Origin of the sequence: Ensifer sp. R-19 (genome assembly GCF_049905105.1) — a bacterium.
Classification (GTDB): domain Bacteria; phylum Pseudomonadota; class Alphaproteobacteria; order Rhizobiales; family Rhizobiaceae; genus Ensifer.
Genome location: NZ_CP184569.1, coordinates 1,121,600 through 1,135,878, shown reverse-complemented (window position 1 = coordinate 1,135,878; position 14,279 = coordinate 1,121,600). Strand labels below are relative to the sequence as shown.

At 62.3% G+C, this 14,279-nt stretch carries 18 protein-coding genes; 7 read left to right on the top strand and 11 right to left on the bottom strand.

Features of this window, described 5'->3' with window-relative positions; genetic code table 11:
* Positions 1-21 precede the first annotated feature (21 nt).
* From ACN9MO_RS05540 to gatB, 5 genes are all read right to left on the bottom strand, one after another.
* Positions 22-474: a DUF2155 domain-containing protein gene (locus ACN9MO_RS05540; protein ID WP_057252269.1), complete on the bottom strand. Its 453-nt coding sequence runs from the start codon at positions 472-474 to the stop codon at positions 22-24.
* 125 nt (positions 475-599) lie between these two features.
* Positions 600-995 carry an NADH:ubiquinone oxidoreductase subunit NDUFA12 gene (locus ACN9MO_RS05535; RefSeq protein WP_057252270.1) on the bottom strand — a complete coding sequence of 132 codons (396 nt, stop codon included), beginning with the start codon at positions 993-995 and terminating at the stop codon, positions 600-602.
* A 108-nt stretch (positions 996-1,103) separates the two neighbouring features.
* Entirely contained in the window at positions 1,104-1,574 is a 471-nt protein-coding gene (locus ACN9MO_RS05530; RefSeq protein WP_093232281.1) for a GNAT family N-acetyltransferase, read from the bottom strand.
* A 114-nt stretch (positions 1,575-1,688) separates the two neighbouring features.
* Positions 1,689-2,189 (bottom strand): GNAT family N-acetyltransferase, encoded by a 501-nt coding sequence (locus ACN9MO_RS05525; RefSeq protein WP_057252271.1) that lies wholly within the window; start codon positions 2,187-2,189, stop codon positions 1,689-1,691.
* A gap of 3 nt (positions 2,190-2,192) precedes the next feature.
* The gene (gene gatB, locus ACN9MO_RS05520) at positions 2,193-3,695 is read right to left on the bottom strand and encodes an Asp-tRNA(Asn)/Glu-tRNA(Gln) amidotransferase subunit GatB (protein WP_057252865.1); all 1,503 of its coding nucleotides are present in this window, start codon (positions 3,693-3,695) and stop codon (positions 2,193-2,195) included.
* Between the two features lie 158 nt (positions 3,696-3,853).
* Between gatB and ACN9MO_RS05515 the strand changes: the two genes are divergently transcribed.
* Complete coding sequence (locus tag ACN9MO_RS05515) at positions 3,854-4,162, top strand: DUF1294 domain-containing protein (RefSeq protein ID WP_112995485.1); 309 nt, start codon at positions 3,854-3,856, stop codon at positions 4,160-4,162.
* 179 nt (positions 4,163-4,341) lie between these two features.
* A complete protein-coding gene (locus tag ACN9MO_RS05510) occupies positions 4,342-4,596 on the top strand; it encodes a YjhX family toxin (protein WP_057252273.1) in 255 nt (84 codons plus the stop codon).
* Between the two features lie 241 nt (positions 4,597-4,837).
* Here ACN9MO_RS05510 and ACN9MO_RS05505 read toward each other — a convergent pair whose 3' ends face one another.
* The 4 genes from ACN9MO_RS05505 to ACN9MO_RS05490 form a co-directional block, all read right to left on the bottom strand.
* Complete coding sequence (locus ACN9MO_RS05505) at positions 4,838-5,236, bottom strand: GNAT family N-acetyltransferase (protein ID WP_425986854.1); 399 nt, start codon at positions 5,234-5,236, stop codon at positions 4,838-4,840.
* 82 nt (positions 5,237-5,318) lie between these two features.
* Entirely contained in the window at positions 5,319-6,800 is a 1,482-nt protein-coding gene (gene gatA, locus ACN9MO_RS05500; RefSeq protein WP_057252275.1) for an Asp-tRNA(Asn)/Glu-tRNA(Gln) amidotransferase subunit GatA, read from the bottom strand.
* Between the two features lie 51 nt (positions 6,801-6,851).
* Positions 6,852-7,139, bottom strand: coding sequence for an Asp-tRNA(Asn)/Glu-tRNA(Gln) amidotransferase subunit GatC (gatC, locus tag ACN9MO_RS05495; protein WP_057252276.1), 288 nt, complete (start codon positions 7,137-7,139; stop codon positions 6,852-6,854).
* A 109-nt stretch (positions 7,140-7,248) separates the two neighbouring features.
* The gene (locus ACN9MO_RS05490) at positions 7,249-7,953 is read right to left on the bottom strand and encodes a metal-dependent hydrolase (RefSeq protein ID WP_057252277.1); all 705 of its coding nucleotides are present in this window, start codon (positions 7,951-7,953) and stop codon (positions 7,249-7,251) included.
* Between the two features lie 81 nt (positions 7,954-8,034).
* On the opposite strand from ACN9MO_RS05490, the gene ruvX reads away from it, so the two are divergent.
* The gene (ruvX, locus tag ACN9MO_RS05485) at positions 8,035-8,520 is read left to right on the top strand and encodes a Holliday junction resolvase RuvX (protein ID WP_057252278.1); all 486 of its coding nucleotides are present in this window, start codon (positions 8,035-8,037) and stop codon (positions 8,518-8,520) included.
* Here ruvX and ACN9MO_RS05480 read toward each other — a convergent pair.
* Positions 8,466-8,807, bottom strand: coding sequence for a DUF6105 family protein (locus ACN9MO_RS05480; RefSeq protein WP_057252279.1), 342 nt, complete (start codon positions 8,805-8,807; stop codon positions 8,466-8,468). The genes ruvX and ACN9MO_RS05480 overlap by 55 nt on opposite strands.
* A gap of 126 nt (positions 8,808-8,933) precedes the next feature.
* On the opposite strand from ACN9MO_RS05480, the gene ACN9MO_RS05475 reads away from it, so the two are divergent.
* Both ACN9MO_RS05475 and ACN9MO_RS05470 read left to right on the top strand, forming a co-directional pair.
* A complete protein-coding gene (locus ACN9MO_RS05475) occupies positions 8,934-9,149 on the top strand; it encodes a hypothetical protein (RefSeq protein ID WP_156414687.1) in 216 nt (71 codons plus the stop codon).
* Between the two features lie 31 nt (positions 9,150-9,180).
* Positions 9,181-10,116 (top strand): AEC family transporter, encoded by a 936-nt coding sequence (locus ACN9MO_RS05470; protein WP_093232273.1) that lies wholly within the window; start codon positions 9,181-9,183, stop codon positions 10,114-10,116.
* A gap of 95 nt (positions 10,117-10,211) precedes the next feature.
* Here ACN9MO_RS05470 and ACN9MO_RS05465 read toward each other — a convergent pair whose 3' ends face one another.
* A complete protein-coding gene (locus ACN9MO_RS05465; protein WP_057252281.1) occupies positions 10,212-11,864 on the bottom strand; it encodes an acyl-CoA dehydrogenase family protein in 1,653 nt (550 codons plus the stop codon).
* A 157-nt stretch (positions 11,865-12,021) separates the two neighbouring features.
* On the opposite strand from ACN9MO_RS05465, the gene ACN9MO_RS05460 reads away from it, so the two are divergent.
* Both ACN9MO_RS05460 and ACN9MO_RS05455 read left to right on the top strand, forming a co-directional pair.
* Complete coding sequence (locus ACN9MO_RS05460) at positions 12,022-12,963, top strand: aspartate carbamoyltransferase catalytic subunit (RefSeq protein WP_057252282.1); 942 nt, start codon at positions 12,022-12,024, stop codon at positions 12,961-12,963.
* The gene (locus tag ACN9MO_RS05455; protein ID WP_057252283.1) at positions 12,960-14,252 is read left to right on the top strand and encodes a dihydroorotase; all 1,293 of its coding nucleotides are present in this window, start codon (positions 12,960-12,962) and stop codon (positions 14,250-14,252) included. Before ACN9MO_RS05460 ends, ACN9MO_RS05455 begins: the two co-directional genes overlap by 4 nt.
* Positions 14,253-14,279 lie beyond the last annotated feature (27 nt).

The following is a 14,279-nucleotide window of genomic DNA, read 5'->3' as shown; positions in this document are numbered from 1 at the left end:
ATGTCCGGCAGCCTCAGCGAATTACTGCTTCGCCGCGGTATCCGGTGGCGGCAGATCGGACGTCGCCTTGCAGGACTGCAGCCAGACGTCATAGACCGGATGCTCCACAGCGTTCAGGCCCGGGCTATCGGCAAACATCCAGCCTGTAAAGATGCGGCGGATCTTGCGGTCGAGCGTGATCTCCTCGACCTCGACAAAGGTCGTGATCTTTTGCGCTTCGGTATCATCGCGGCTGTAGCAGACGCGCGGCGTCACCTGGAGGGCGCCGAACTGGACCGTCTCGCCAATATAGACGTCGAAGGTGGTGATGCGGCCGGTGATCTTGTCGATGCCGGAGAAGACAGCGACGGCATTGGAGAGGCGCGCCGCGTCAACGGCTCCCGCCGAGGCGATCAGCGGCAAACCGGCAAGCAGGGACAAGCCCAACCGCCGTGCTCCTTGGCCGATTGCTTTGCGCAGATCAGAACCTGCCATTGTCGCCTGTCTCCCGCGTGCCCTGTTCATCGTCGATGGATTTCAGGCGCTAACCATCAATTGTGGCCGCGCCGTGATCGAGGAACCTATTCCGCGGCCCGTCGTCGTCTCTGAGAACAGATTATTCAGGAGCCAGGCGTCCAGGCGTCGTAGTCGCCGGTCACGCGCGGACGCTTGCCGGTGGCTGCAATCGAGCCCTGCGGGCGGTAGGCGCTGGCCGTACCGGTCGGGTTCGCGCGATGCGGCTTCTGCCATTCGCGCGGCGTGTATTTCTCATCGGCCGGCGAGACGTCGGTTCGGTGATGCATCCAGCCGTGCCAGCCGGCCGGAATGGCGGAGGCTTCGGCATAGCCATTGTAGATCACCCAGCGGCGGGTGCGGCCTTCTGAGTCCTTGCCGCCCTGATAGTAGACATTGCCGAGTTCGTCTTGACCGACCCGTTGACCATGGCGCCAGGTGTGAAAGCGCGTTCCGATCGTCTGTTCGTTCCACCAGGTGAAAATCTGCAGCAGGAGCTTCATGGATGCCGTCCTTGACCGGCCGTTGGGAAGGCGGCCAGATACCAAAACTATGTTCCCGCTTATGCCCCGCCGCTCATGGCTTGTCCAGTGATTCCGAGGCAAAGGCCGTCATTTCAACGGCATGAGGAAGCCGAAGTGACTGCGCGTGAAGCCGAGCCGCTCGTAGAAACGGTGCGCGTCGGTGCGCACAGCATTGGACGTCAGCCGGACCTTCTTCGCTCCTCGGTCGCGAGCCTCGGCGATCGCGTGGCGCATCATGCGTTCGCCGATCCCACGGCCACGCATATCCTCGCGCGTCTGAACCGCTTCGACGATCAGGCTCGAGCTGCCGCGACCGGAAAGCGACGTATGCAGCGCCGTCTGAAAGGTACCGACGATCTCCCGGGCAAGAACCGCGACAAAGAGTGTCTGCAGCGACGAGGCTTCGATTTGTTCGAAGGCGGCGACGTAGTCTCCGAAGGCTTCCGGAGCGGTCGTATCGCCATGACCACCGAGCTGATCATCGGCAAAGAGTGCCACGATGGCGGACAGATCTTCGCGCTCGGCCTTGCGGATCAAGAGTTCGGCTATCGCGTCCATGGTTCCCTCGGCTCGCTTCGTTCATCGACGGCGGACCAAGCACTGCAGTGCAAAGGTTTCATGACAGAGCCGCCCCCGATGAAGTTATCCACAGGGAGCTGCCAGGACTTGCACTTAGCCGAGAAGCCGCTTTTCCAGGATGATCGCCGGCAGACCGGATTGCTCGTCACCATGGTTGGCCGTCTCACCGACCTCGGCGAAGCCATGCGTTCGATAGAAGGCAAGCGCGTGCAGGTTCTGCGGCTCGACTTCGACGCGCATGCGCTCGGCATCCGGGAAGCAGGTTTCGAGCTCGGCGAAGATGTCGCGGCCGATGCCCTGCCGCTGGAACTTCGGCAGCACATAGAGCTGATGCAGCACGGCAGTCTTGGCTTGCGTGTCGGACATGGCCGCAAAACCCATGCCGCCGATCTGGCGACCGTCATCTGCGACCAGGAACTCGGCGTTCTTGCGCGCGACCCGCGCTTTCAGCGCCGGCAGCGAATGCCAGCGCTCCGTCAGTTCGTTGACCTTCTCGACGCCGTAGAAGGTGTCGTAGGTCGCATGCCACGTCTCGACCAGCAGGGCGCGAACCTTTTCGAGATCACGCTCGCTGGCCGTCCGCACGAAGAACATCGCTTATTCCTCGATGCCGAGCTTGGCCTTCACGAGGGCCTGCACGGCCTGCGGGTTGGCCTTGCCGCCCGTCGCCTTCATCACCTGACCGACGAACCAGCCGGCAAGCGAGGGCTTGGCCTGGACCTTGGCGACCTGGTCCGGGTTGGCGGCGATGATCTCGTCCACTGCCTTTTCGATGGCGCCGGTGTCCGTCACCTGCTTCATGCCGCGGGCTTCGACGATCTCGGCCGGGTCGCCACCTTCGTTCCAGATGATCTCGAAGAGGTCCTTCGCGATCTTGCCCGAGATGGTCTCGGCCTTGATGAGATCGATGATGCCGCCGAGCTGAGCCGGGGAAACGGGAGTCTCTTCAATGGCTTTGCCGGCTTTGTTCAAGGCGCCGAGCAGGTCGTTGATGACCCAGTTCGCGGCGATCTTGCCATCGCGTCCTTCGGCTACAGCCTCGAAGTAGTCCGCGATCGACTTTTCGGAAACGAGCACCGAGGCATCGTAGACCGAAAGGCCGAGGTCTCGAACGAACCGGTCCTTCTTGTCGTCGGGCAATTCCGGCAGATCGGCCTTCAACGCTTCAACGAAAGCATCGTCGAACTCCAGCGGCAACAGGTCCGGGTCCGGGAAGTAACGGTAGTCGTGCGCGTCTTCCTTGGAGCGCATCGAACGGGTCTCGCCCTTGTTCGGATCGAACAGGCGGGTTTCCTGATCGATAGAGCCACCATCTTCGAGGATGCCGATCTGGCGGCGCGCCTCGTACTCGATTGCCTGGCCGATGAAGCGGATTGAGTTGACGTTCTTGATCTCGCAACGGGTGCCGAAGCCCTCGCCCGGACGGCGCACGGAAACGTTGACGTCGGCGCGCATGGAACCTTCGTCCATGTTGCCGTCGCAGGTGCCGAGGTAGCGCACGATCGAGCGCAGCTTCGTCATATAGGCTTTGGCCTCATCCGACGAACGCATGTCCGGCTTGGAGACGATCTCCATCAGCGCCACGCCCGAACGGTTGAGGTCGACATAGGACATGGACGGATGCTGGTCGTGCATCGACTTGCCGGCATCCTGCTCGAGATGCAGCCGCTCGATGCCGACCTCGACGTCCTCGAACTGGCCCTGGCGATCAGGGCCGATCGAAATCATGATCTTGCCCTCGCCGACGATCGGATCCTTGAACTGGGAGATCTGATAGCCCTGCGGCAGGTCCGGATAGAAATAGTTCTTGCGGTCGAAGATCGAGCGCTTGTTGATTGCGGCCTTGAGGCCGAGACCGGTGCGCACCGCCTGCTTCACGCATTCCTCGTTGATGACGGGCAGCATGCCGGGCATGGCGGCGTCGACCAGCGAAACGTTGGCATTCGGCGCATTGCCGAACTCCGTCGAGGCACCCGAGAACAGCTTCGAATTGGAAAGCACCTGGGCATGGACTTCCATGCCGATGATGACTTCCCAGTCGCCGGTGGCGCCGGGGATGAAGCGTTTCGGATCGGGGGTGCGGACGTCGACAATGCTCATATCATGCTCTTCTTTGAAGCCTGAATTCTTGGTTTCTCGGTAGAACAATTGGTCCGCCGGTGCAAGTTGTTCGGCAGCATGCGGCCGCATCTCCGGACAGCCGCGCGTTGGGAGCGCCGCTTAACCATCGTTTAGCACCCTTGCGCCAAGATTTGCCGATGTCCACCGCCACCGCACTCGCCTTGTACGCAGCCTACATCAACATCTTAAGCTTCGGGCTGTTCTGGTTTGACAAACGGGCGGCGCGCGCGGGCCGTTGGCGCATCAGCGAACAGACGCTGTTGACGATTGCTTTTCTCGGCGGAAGTCCGGGGGCGATGGCTGCCCGGCACATATTTCGCCACAAGACACGCAAGGAACCATTCAGAACCCGGCTGGCGCTCATCATCGTCTTTCAGGTGGCAGCCGCGGCGTTCGGCACCCTGGCGTTGCAGGGGCATCTTGACGCGCTCGCGAACGTCTTTTAGGAAAGCACCGTCTTTCTGGAGTTTTGATGTTCTCGTATTCGCCTGAGTCCCGGTAAGGGCCCGTCCCCGCAATCTTCCTTTGATTGCGCGCACGGGCCGGAAACGTCACCCCGCTTTCCCAGTGATTTGCGGAACGTTTTCCTGCGTTCTTCCGAACGCTTTTCCGGAACATTCAGACAATGGACATCTCGCGCGCAGAACAGCGCATTCTTCATCATTTGGCCCAGGGCGGCCGCATCGAAATCATCCGCGAAAGCAAGGCGATCACCGAGATCCGCTGCTTCACCCGTGACGGCTGGGTCTACCCCGGCTTCGACCTGGAGCTCTTCCGCAAACTGAAGCGCAAGAAGGCGATATCGTCTTCCGGCGGAAATCCCTATCGCATCACGGAACGCGGTTTGCAGCTCGTGCGCTCCGAATTCAACAACCGCTGAGCGGCTGAAACGGCGATAACGGACATCGAACGATGTCCGGTATCGCCGGCGCTTCACGCAAGGTGAAGCGACGAGAAGCCTCACCTTGCATCAATACCGGAAGCTGCGCATTTCCGGGTGGCAGCCGTGCACGGATATGCGCAGGGTCGGCGGTTCTAGTCTTGCTCGGTGAGGACTTTGCTCAGACCGATAAACTCGACATCACTGTCGAGTTGCGGGGCGTAGGCGGTGGAAAGCCAACTCACGCCGTAGCCGCGGTTGCGGAAAAGGTCACGGCTCGGTCGTTGCGCGCATGGGTCTTGGTGGTGGCGACATCGAACCCGTCCGCAACGATGCAACGCTCGATCTCGCCGAGGAGCAAAGCACCGAGCCCCCTGCCCTGGACTGCCGGCTCGATCCACAGGTCGGATATCGCGTTGTCGAAGTCCTCTCGCGCCGCCCAACCGCGAATGCCGCCTTCGGCTTCGATCAGCAAAACAGACAACCAGTGATCGGAAAGAAAACGGAAAAACGAGGCTTCTGCCACACGCCGCATTATCTCACCATCGGCAAGACCGGCAATGGCGGATTGCCAAGCGGCGAGACCGATCGCCGTCAGCCGGTCGACATCGCCGGCGCGGGCATGACGGATGGCGGGCATGACGCGGGCTCCTTCCGCGACAAGAGTGACTGATCGCCTTCAGAAACAGTGGCGGCGCCTGTCCGGCACCGCCATCAAAGCCTTACCACCACTTGGTGGGCGTGAAGCGACCGGCGGCCTGTTCGATGATATGCGCCGTCTTGAACAGCGTCTCTTCCTCAAACGGCTTGCCGATCAGTTGGAGGCCAAGCGGCAGACCCTTGTGGTCGAGGCCGCCGGGAACGGCAATGCCGGGAAGACCAGCCATGTTGACCGTTACCGTGAAGATGTCGTTCAGGTACATCTTGACCGGATCGGACGCCAGGTCCTCGTCGGCGATACCGAAGGCGGAGGACGGTGTAGCGGGCGTCAGGATGGCATCGACGCCGGCGTGGAAGGCCAGTTCGAAGTCGCGCTTGATCAGCGTACGGACCTTCTGCGCCTGCAGATAATAGGCGTCGTAATAACCGGCCGAAAGCACGTAGGTGCCGATCATGATGCGGCGCTTGACCTCCTGGCCGAAACCGGCGGCGCGGGTCTTCTCGTACATGTCGACGATGTCCTTGCCGTCGACGCGCAGGCCGTAGCGCACGCCGTCATAGCGGGCGAGGTTCGAGGAAGCCTCGGCCGGAGCGACGATGTAATAGGCCGGCAGCGCATACTTCGTGTGCGGCAGGGTGATGTCGACGATCTCGGCGCCGGCGTCCTTCAGCCAGGCGATGCCCTGCTGCCAGAGCGCCTCGATCTCTTCCGGCATGCCGTCGACGCGGTATTCCCGGGGAATGCCGATCTTCATGCCCTTGACCGACTTGCCGATGGAAGCTTCGTAATCCGGCACCGGCAGATCGACCGAGGTCGTATCCTTGGTGTCGACGCTTGCCATCGACTTCAAGAGGATCGCAGCATCGCGCACGTCACGGGCGATCGGGCCGGCCTGATCGAGCGACGAGGCGAAGGCGACGACGCCCCAGCGCGAGCAGCGGCCATAGGTCGGCTTGATGCCGACGGTGCCGGTAAAGGCGGCCGGCTGGCGGATGGAACCGCCGGTATCGGTCGCCGTGGCACCGGCGCAGAGATGCGCAGCGACGGCTGCAGCCGAACCGCCGGACGAGCCGCCCGGAACGAGGTCGAGATTGGAGCCCTTGGCGCGCCACGGGTTCTTCACGGCACCGTAGTAGGAGGTCTCGTTCGACGAGCCCATGGCGAATTCGTCCATGTTCAGCTTGCCGAGCATGACGGCGCCGTCGTTCCAGAGGTTCTGGGTCACGGTCGATTCGTAGCGCGGCGCGAAACCGTCGAGGATATGGCTGCAGGCCTGTGTGTGCACGCCTTCGGTGCCGAAGAGATCCTTGATGCCGAGCGGGATGCCTTCAAGCGCACCGGCCTTGCCGGCGGCGATACGCGCGTCCGAGGCTTTCGCCATCTCGCGCGCCTTGTCCGGCGTTACGGCGATGTAGGCATTGATCGCCTCATTGGCGGCATCGATCGCGCCGATGTAGGCATCCGTCAGTTCGACGGCGGTGATTTCCTTGGCGGCGAGTTTCGCGCGGGCTTCGGCAATCGTGAGGCTGATAAGGTCGGTCATGATGAAATCGGGCTTTCGCAATCGGGAACGTCGGGGCGGCAGGGGGTCTGGTTATTCGACCACCTTCGGAACGAGGAAGAAATTGCGATCGGAATTCGGTGCATTGGCAACGATATCGTCGGCCTTGTTGCCGTCCGACACGATGTCCGTCCGCTTCTTCATCTCCATCGGCGTGACCGAGGTCATCGGCTCGACGCCATCGACATTAACTTCGGAGAGCTGTTCGACAAAACCGAGGATGCCATTGAGCTCGCCCATCATCCGCTCGGCTTCCTCTTCGCTGACGGCGATACGGGCAAGGCGCGCAACGCGCTTCACGGTGGCAAGGTCTACGGACATGATCGTCTCCGGTAACTGGAACTTCCCCCGCTATAATGGCGCACGGCGAGCCACGCAACGGGGGAATTGCCGGAGTACCGGACCTCTCGTCAAAAGGCCCGGCGCAACATCAGACCTCGACGACGACGCCGACGTAAGGTGTCTCCACCTTGGTGGATGCACTTTCCATGCCGGCAACGAAGGTCGCGGGGGTCTGGTCGATGATCGGGAACGAGCCGTAATGGCAGGGGATCGCCGTCGAGAACTTGAAAAAGCGCTGGCAGGCGAGTGCCGCCACCGCGCCGCCCATGGTGAAACGGTCGCCGATCGGCACGATGCCGATTTCCGGCTGGTGCAATTCGTTGATCAGCGCCATGTCGGAAAAGATGTCCGTGTCACCCATGTGGTAGAGCGTCGGCTCGTCCTCGAAATGCAGCACCAGGCCATTGGCATTGCCGAGCGAATGGGAAACGCCGTCCTCGGTGAGCTGCGCCGAGGAATGGAGCGCGTTGACGAAGGTCGTTGAAAACGCGCCGAGGTTGATGGTGCCGCCGGTATTTCCCATTTCGAGCGCCTTGACGCCATGCCGCCCGAGCCAGGCGGCGAGATCGGCATTGGCGACCACGGTCGCACCGGTCTCCTTGGCGATCGCAATCGTATCGCCGACATGGTCGCCATGACCATGGGTCAGGAGGATGTGGGTGAGCCCGGCGGTCGCGTCCCTGCGATCCTCGTCCCGGAAGGCGGGATTGCCGGTGAAGAAGGGGTCGATGAGGATTTTGGACTTTGCCGTTTCGATGTGAAAGGCGGCATGACCGAGCCATTTGATCTTCATGACGATCTCCCTGATGATTTGCGTGTCGGAACAGCATATGGAACAGACAGCCCTCCGCGCAAAGATCGAATCGACACCGACATGGCAATTCTCACCATCGAAGAGCTGGCATCCCAGCTTCAACAGAACCAGGCGATCGCCGGGCTCGACCTCGGCACCAAGACGATCGGCCTTTCGGTCTCCGATCTCGGCCGCAGGTTCGCAACACCCCGAGAGGTGATCCGCCGGATCAAGTTCGGGGTGGACGCGGAAGCGCTGCTGTCAGTGGCAGGAAAAGAAAAGATCGCAGCCTTCGTCATCGGCCTGCCCGTCAACATGGACGGCAGCGAGGGACCGCGTTGTCAGGCGACCCGCGCCTTCGTGCGCAACATGGAGCAAAAGACGCCGCTGCCTTTCATCTTCTGGGATGAAAGGCTTTCGACCGTTGCGGCCGAGCGTGTGCTGATCGAAATGGATGTGTCGCGACGGAAGCGGGCCGAACGCATCGATTCGGCCGCCGCCTCCTTCATTCTTCAGGGCGCGCTCGACAGGCTGGCTTCGCTCGCGAGGGACGGCCTTTCGGACTGAGCTACGCCGGCACCGAAACGACGGCGATACCAGGCTGCGATCTCACGGCGCTTGCGAAAGCCGATAATGGCAAAAACCACAAAACTATCGAAGACGATCGCACGCGCGACGAGGGGCGGGATCGTCTCTGGCGGAATGCCGAGGACATGGCCGTAGACCTGGAACACGAGATCATGGGTCTGCCGCGTCAGCATGAAGAAGCCGAAGCTCATGTCGTAGTAGGAGAGACCATACCACGACGTGAGGAACATGACCGGGCAGGCCCAAAGGATCAGAAACCACTTCATGCGGCTCCCCTTTCCGAGATGCGGCGGTAGACTAGCGGATATATGGCGCGGTCTGCCAGCAACAAGGCAAGCAGGACCATCGTTGGGACCGCAATATCCAGCGCCAGTCCGGCGAAAAACATCATCATGATGATCAAAAGACCAGTTCTCACCGAACCGCTCCACTCCGGATCTGTTGAAATTCCTGGTCAATTTCGCGCCTACAGGCAAGGCGTGCAACGTAAACCATTTGTTAAGGTTAATTTTCACAAGCTAGGTTTTCTTGCGCTCACGCTTGCGGTTGCGCCCGATCATTCACCACAAAGCTGCAAGCCCATTCCGGTCTCTGCAAAATTCGGGTAGCGGTATCCCTCCCCCTCGCAGGTCCTCCTCCATGACCGTCGTCTTTGAAAGCATCCTTCCGATCTTCCTGCTGGTTCTGCTCGGCGTCTGGCTCAAACGCTCGACATTCGTCGACCAGAGCCTTTGGCTCGGGCTCGAGCAGTTCGGCTACTTCATCCTGTTCCCTGCCCTGCTGTTCTCGACGCTTGCCCAGGCAGACTTTGCCGGGTTGAAAGCCGACGCGACGGCCATCGCGACGATCGGCAGCGTCAGCCTGATGTCGGCCTTCGTGCTGCTCCTCTGGCCAGTGCTGCGAGACCGGCACGTGTCCGGCGCCTCGTTCACCTCAGTCTTCCAGACCGCAACACGCTGGAACGGCTTCATGGCGCTGGCGATCGCGCAAAAACTCTATGGACCGATCGGCCTGACGCTGACCGCGCTGGTGATGACGCTCGTGATCATCCCCATCAATCTCTACAATATCGGCGTGCTGGTCTGGTTCGGCGGGGGCAATCGTGACTTCAGGCGCTTCTTCGCAAAGATCGCCACCAATCCGCTGATCGTCGCCTCGGTGCTCGGCATTCTCGTCAACCTGGTCGGACTTAAGATCTACGGCCCCGTGATGACCACGATCGAGATGCTGGCAAGCGCCTCGCTCAGCCTCGGGCTGGTGATGGTCGGGGCAGGTTTGCGCGCTTCCGATGCGCTGAAGCCGAGCGCGACGGCGCTGCTCGCGGTCTTCCTCAAGTTGATCGTCATGCCGGTCTTCATGGTGAGCGCGAGCTATCTGCTCGGCATTCGGGGGGACGCCCTGCTGGTCATCGCGCTTGGCGCGGCCGTGCCGACGGCGATGAACGGCTATCTGCTGGCCAAGCAGATGGATGGCGACGCCGAACTCTATGCGGCGGTCGCAACCGTGCAAACGGTCGTCTCGTTCTTCACGATACCACTCGTCCTTTACCTGACGACCTACGTCGCAGGGATCTGACGACGTACATGGCAGCGGACTGACGACGTACGTCGCAGCGGCTGACGGCATACGCCGCCGGGACCTGACGACGTACGTCGCAGGGGGCCGACGGCCTACGCCGCAGGGGGATAGAGAAGATCGAGGATGTAGGCGGAATCGAAGCGCGAATCGAGCATGCCGTAGGTCGAGCGCCATCCGGCAGCCAGTCGCGATTCGAGGAAAGCGTCGGCGATGCGGCCGGCACCGAGACGATAGAGTTCGGCGGCGGCGGCGGCGAGCGCCAATTGCTCGACCAGCATGCGCGCAGCACCCTCGTCCCGTTCGCAGAGCGACATGGCGGCGCGCAACACGTCGATCGTCTTGCGGCCGGCTGGTCCGAGATCGCGCGCCAAAACGACGAAGAGCTGCTCGAAGAGGTCCTTGCCCTTGGCGAGTACGCGCAGCACGTCCAGCGCCATGACGTTGCCGGACCCTTCCCAGATAGCGTTGACAGGTGCTTCGCGGTAATGGCGCGCCAGCGCGCGCTCTTCCACATAGCCGTTGCCGCCAAGGCACTCCATCGCCTCGTAAATCAGTGCCGGGGCGATCTTGCAGGCCCAGTACTTGGCAACAGGCGTCATGATCCGCGCATAGGCCGCGTCTTCAGGGCTGTTGCGGGCCTTGTCGAACGCTTCAGCCAGACGGAACGAAAGGGCGCTTGCCGCCGCCACATCGAGCGCCATGTCGGCAAGCACGCGCGTCATCATCGGCTGGCTCACGAGCGGCTTGCCGAAGACCTTGCGGCCGCGGGTGTGGTGCACGGCTTCGGCAAGCGAGGCACGCATCATGCCTGCGGATGCCAACGCGCAGTCGAGGCGCGTCAGCGTGACCATGTCGAGGATCGTCCGGATGCCGGCGTCCGGAGCGCCGAGGATGAAACCGAACGTGTCGGAGAACTCGACCTCCGACGAAGCGTTGGAGCGGTTGCCGAGCTTGTCCTTCAACCGCTGGAAGCGCAGGCCGTTGGCGCTGCCGTCTTCCAGAAGACGCGGCACGAGGAAACAGGCAAGGCCCTCGCGGGTCTGCGCCAGCATGACGAAGGCGTCGCTCATCGGTGCCGACATGAACCACTTGTGGCCATTCAACCGATAGATGCCCTCGCCTACACGCTCGGCCGTCGAGGTATTGGCGCGGACATCGGTACCGCCCTGCTTCTCGGTCATGCCCATACCGACGGTGACGGCCGACTTCTGCATCCAGGGACGGTTCGTCGAGTCGTATTTGCGTGACAGGATCTTCGGCGCCCATTCCTTCTGCACCGCCGGAGACGCGGTGATCGCGGCAAGCGACGCGCTCGTCATCGTCAGCGGGCAGAGATGGCCGCATTCCAGCTGCGCCGTCAGATAGAAGCGGATGGCGCGTGTCTTGTGCGACTGGTTGCGCTCGTCGGCCAGGTTTTCCCAGGCCGACGCATGCAGGCCCGACGACATTGAGCGGCGCATCAGCGCATGCCAGGCCGGGTGGAACTCGACGACATCGAGACGCTCGCCGCGCGGGCCATGCGTCTTCAGCTTCGGCGGACCTTCATTCGCCATACGCGCCAGTTCCTGCGCTTCGGGCGAGGTGACGTAACGGCCGAGCACATCGAATTCGTCGCGCAGCGTCTTGCTCATCGACGAGGTGATGTCCACCACGAGCGGATCGGAGCGATAGGCGTTGACACCGGACCAGGGCTTGGGCTGGTTCAGCTCGGCGAGTTTCTGTTCAGTCCGGTTCATCTGATTCATGGGCCGGTTCTAGCGCAAGTTTCTCGACCACGGAACGGGGCGCGAAAAAGATAGGATGGCCGTTGCAAGTTTTCTGCGGACGATGACGCCCAAGCCTTGCCGTACCGGGGGCCAAGTCTTATAGAGCGACCACATTTCCAGAGCGCAAGGGCGGCCCATGATCACTTTCCCGCATCGCCACCTGCTCGGCATCAAGGGGCTCACGGAGCAGGATATAACCTATCTGCTCGATCGCGCCGATGAAGCCGTCCAAATCTCCCGTCAAAGAGAGAAAAAGACCTCCACGCTGCGGGGGCTGACGCAGATCAACCTCTTCTTCGAGGCTTCGACCCGCACGCAATCGTCCTTCGAGCTCGCCGGAAAGCGGCTTGGCGCCGACGTCATGAACATGTCGGTCGGCAACTCCTCGGTGAAAAAGGGCGAAACGCTGATCGATACGGCGATGACGCTGAACGCCATGCACCCGGACGTGCTGGTGGTGCGCCATTCCTCGGCGGGTGCTGCCGCACTCCTGGCGCAGAAGGTCTCCTGCTCCGTCGTCAATGCCGGCGACGGTCAGCACGAGCACCCAACCCAGGCCCTGCTCGACGCGCTGACGATCCGCCGCGCCAAGGGTAAGCTCTCGCGCATCATCGTGGCGATCTGCGGCGACGTGCTGCACTCGCGCGTGGCGCGCTCCAACATCCTGCTCCTGAACCAGATGGGCGCCCGCGTGCGCGTCGTCGCTCCGGCGACGTTGCTTCCCTCGGGGATCGCCGAAATGGGCGTCGAGGTCTATCACTCGATGGCCGAGGGCCTGAAGGATGCGGATGTCGTCATGATGCTGCGCCTCCAGCGCGAGCGCATGGCCGGCTCTTTCGTGCCTTCGGTGCGCGAATACTTCCACTACTACGGACTCGATGCGCAGAAGCTGAAGGCGGCCAAGGACGATGCGCTCGTCATGCACCCCGGGCCGATGAACCGCGGCGTCGAGATCGCCTCGGAAATCGCCGACGGCCCGCAGAGCGTGATCGAACAGCAGGTCGAGATGGGCGTTGCCGTACGCATGGCGGTGATGGAAACGCTGCTTCTCTCGCAGAACCAGGGGCCGCGCCTATGACCAGACCACTCGTTCTGAAGAACCTCCGCATCGTCGATCCCTCGCGCAGCCTTGACGAGGTCGGCACTGTCATCGTCGGAAACGACGGCCGCATCCTGGCCGCCGGCGCGGATGCACAGAACCAGGGCGCGCCCGATGGCGCCTTCGTCAAGGACTGCGATGGCCTGACCGCCGTTCCCGGCCTCGTCGATGCCCGCGTGTTCGTCGGCGAACCGGGCAGCGAACATCGCGAAACCTTCGAATCCGCGTCGCGCGCAGCAGCGGTCGGTGGCGTCACCACCTTCATTGCGATGCCCGACACGGATCCTGTGATCGACGATATCGCGCTGGTCGAGTACGTAAAGAAGACGGCGCGCGACAAGGCCCTCGTCAATGTCCATCCTGCCGCGGCCCTGACCAAGGGACTGGCCGGGGAAGAGATGACCGAATTCGGCCTGCTGCGCGAAGCCGGCGCCGTCTGCTTCACCAATGGCCGACGGTCGATCCACGACACGCTGGTTCTGCGCCGCGCCATGACCTATGCGCGCGAATTCGGCGCCGTCATCTCTCTTGAGACCCGCGACAAGTATCTCGGCGCCAACGGCGTCATGCACGAAGGCCTGCTCGCAAGCTGGCTCGGCCTTGCCGGGATCCCGCGCGAATCGGAGATCATCCCGCTCGAGCGCGACCTGCGCATCGCCGGCCTGACGAAGGCCGCCTACCACGCCGCCCAAATCTCGGTTCCCGAATCGGCTGAGGCCATTCGTGCAGCACGCCAGCGCGGCGCCAACGTCACCTGCGGCATCTCGATCAACAATCTGGCGCTCAACGAAAACGACATCGGCGAGTACCGCACCTTCTTCAAGCTTTCGCCGCCCCTTCGCAGCGAAGACGACCGGGTGGCCATGGCCGAGGCGCTGGCCGACGGCACGATCGACATCATCGTCTCCTCGCATGACCCGCAGGACGTCGACACCAAACGCCTGCCGTTTGCCGACGCTGCCGACGGTGCGATCGGCCTTGAAACGCTGGCAGCGGCCGCTCTTCGGCTGTACCACAGCGGCCAAGTTCCATTGATGCGCCTGATCGATGCCATGTCGACCCGCCCGGCGGCGATCTTCGGTCTTAACGCCGGCACGCTGAGGCCGGGCGCCAAGGCCGATATCGCGGTCCTCGACCTCGACGAGCCGTGGGTGCTCTACAAGGAAGCCATCGTCTCGCGCTCCAAGAACACGCCGTTTGAAAATGCACGCTTTACCGGCCGGGTTGTGCAAACCTATGTTGCCGGCAAGCTTGTGCATTCCGCATAAGCCCAAAGCGGTCGCGCGGGAGGGGAA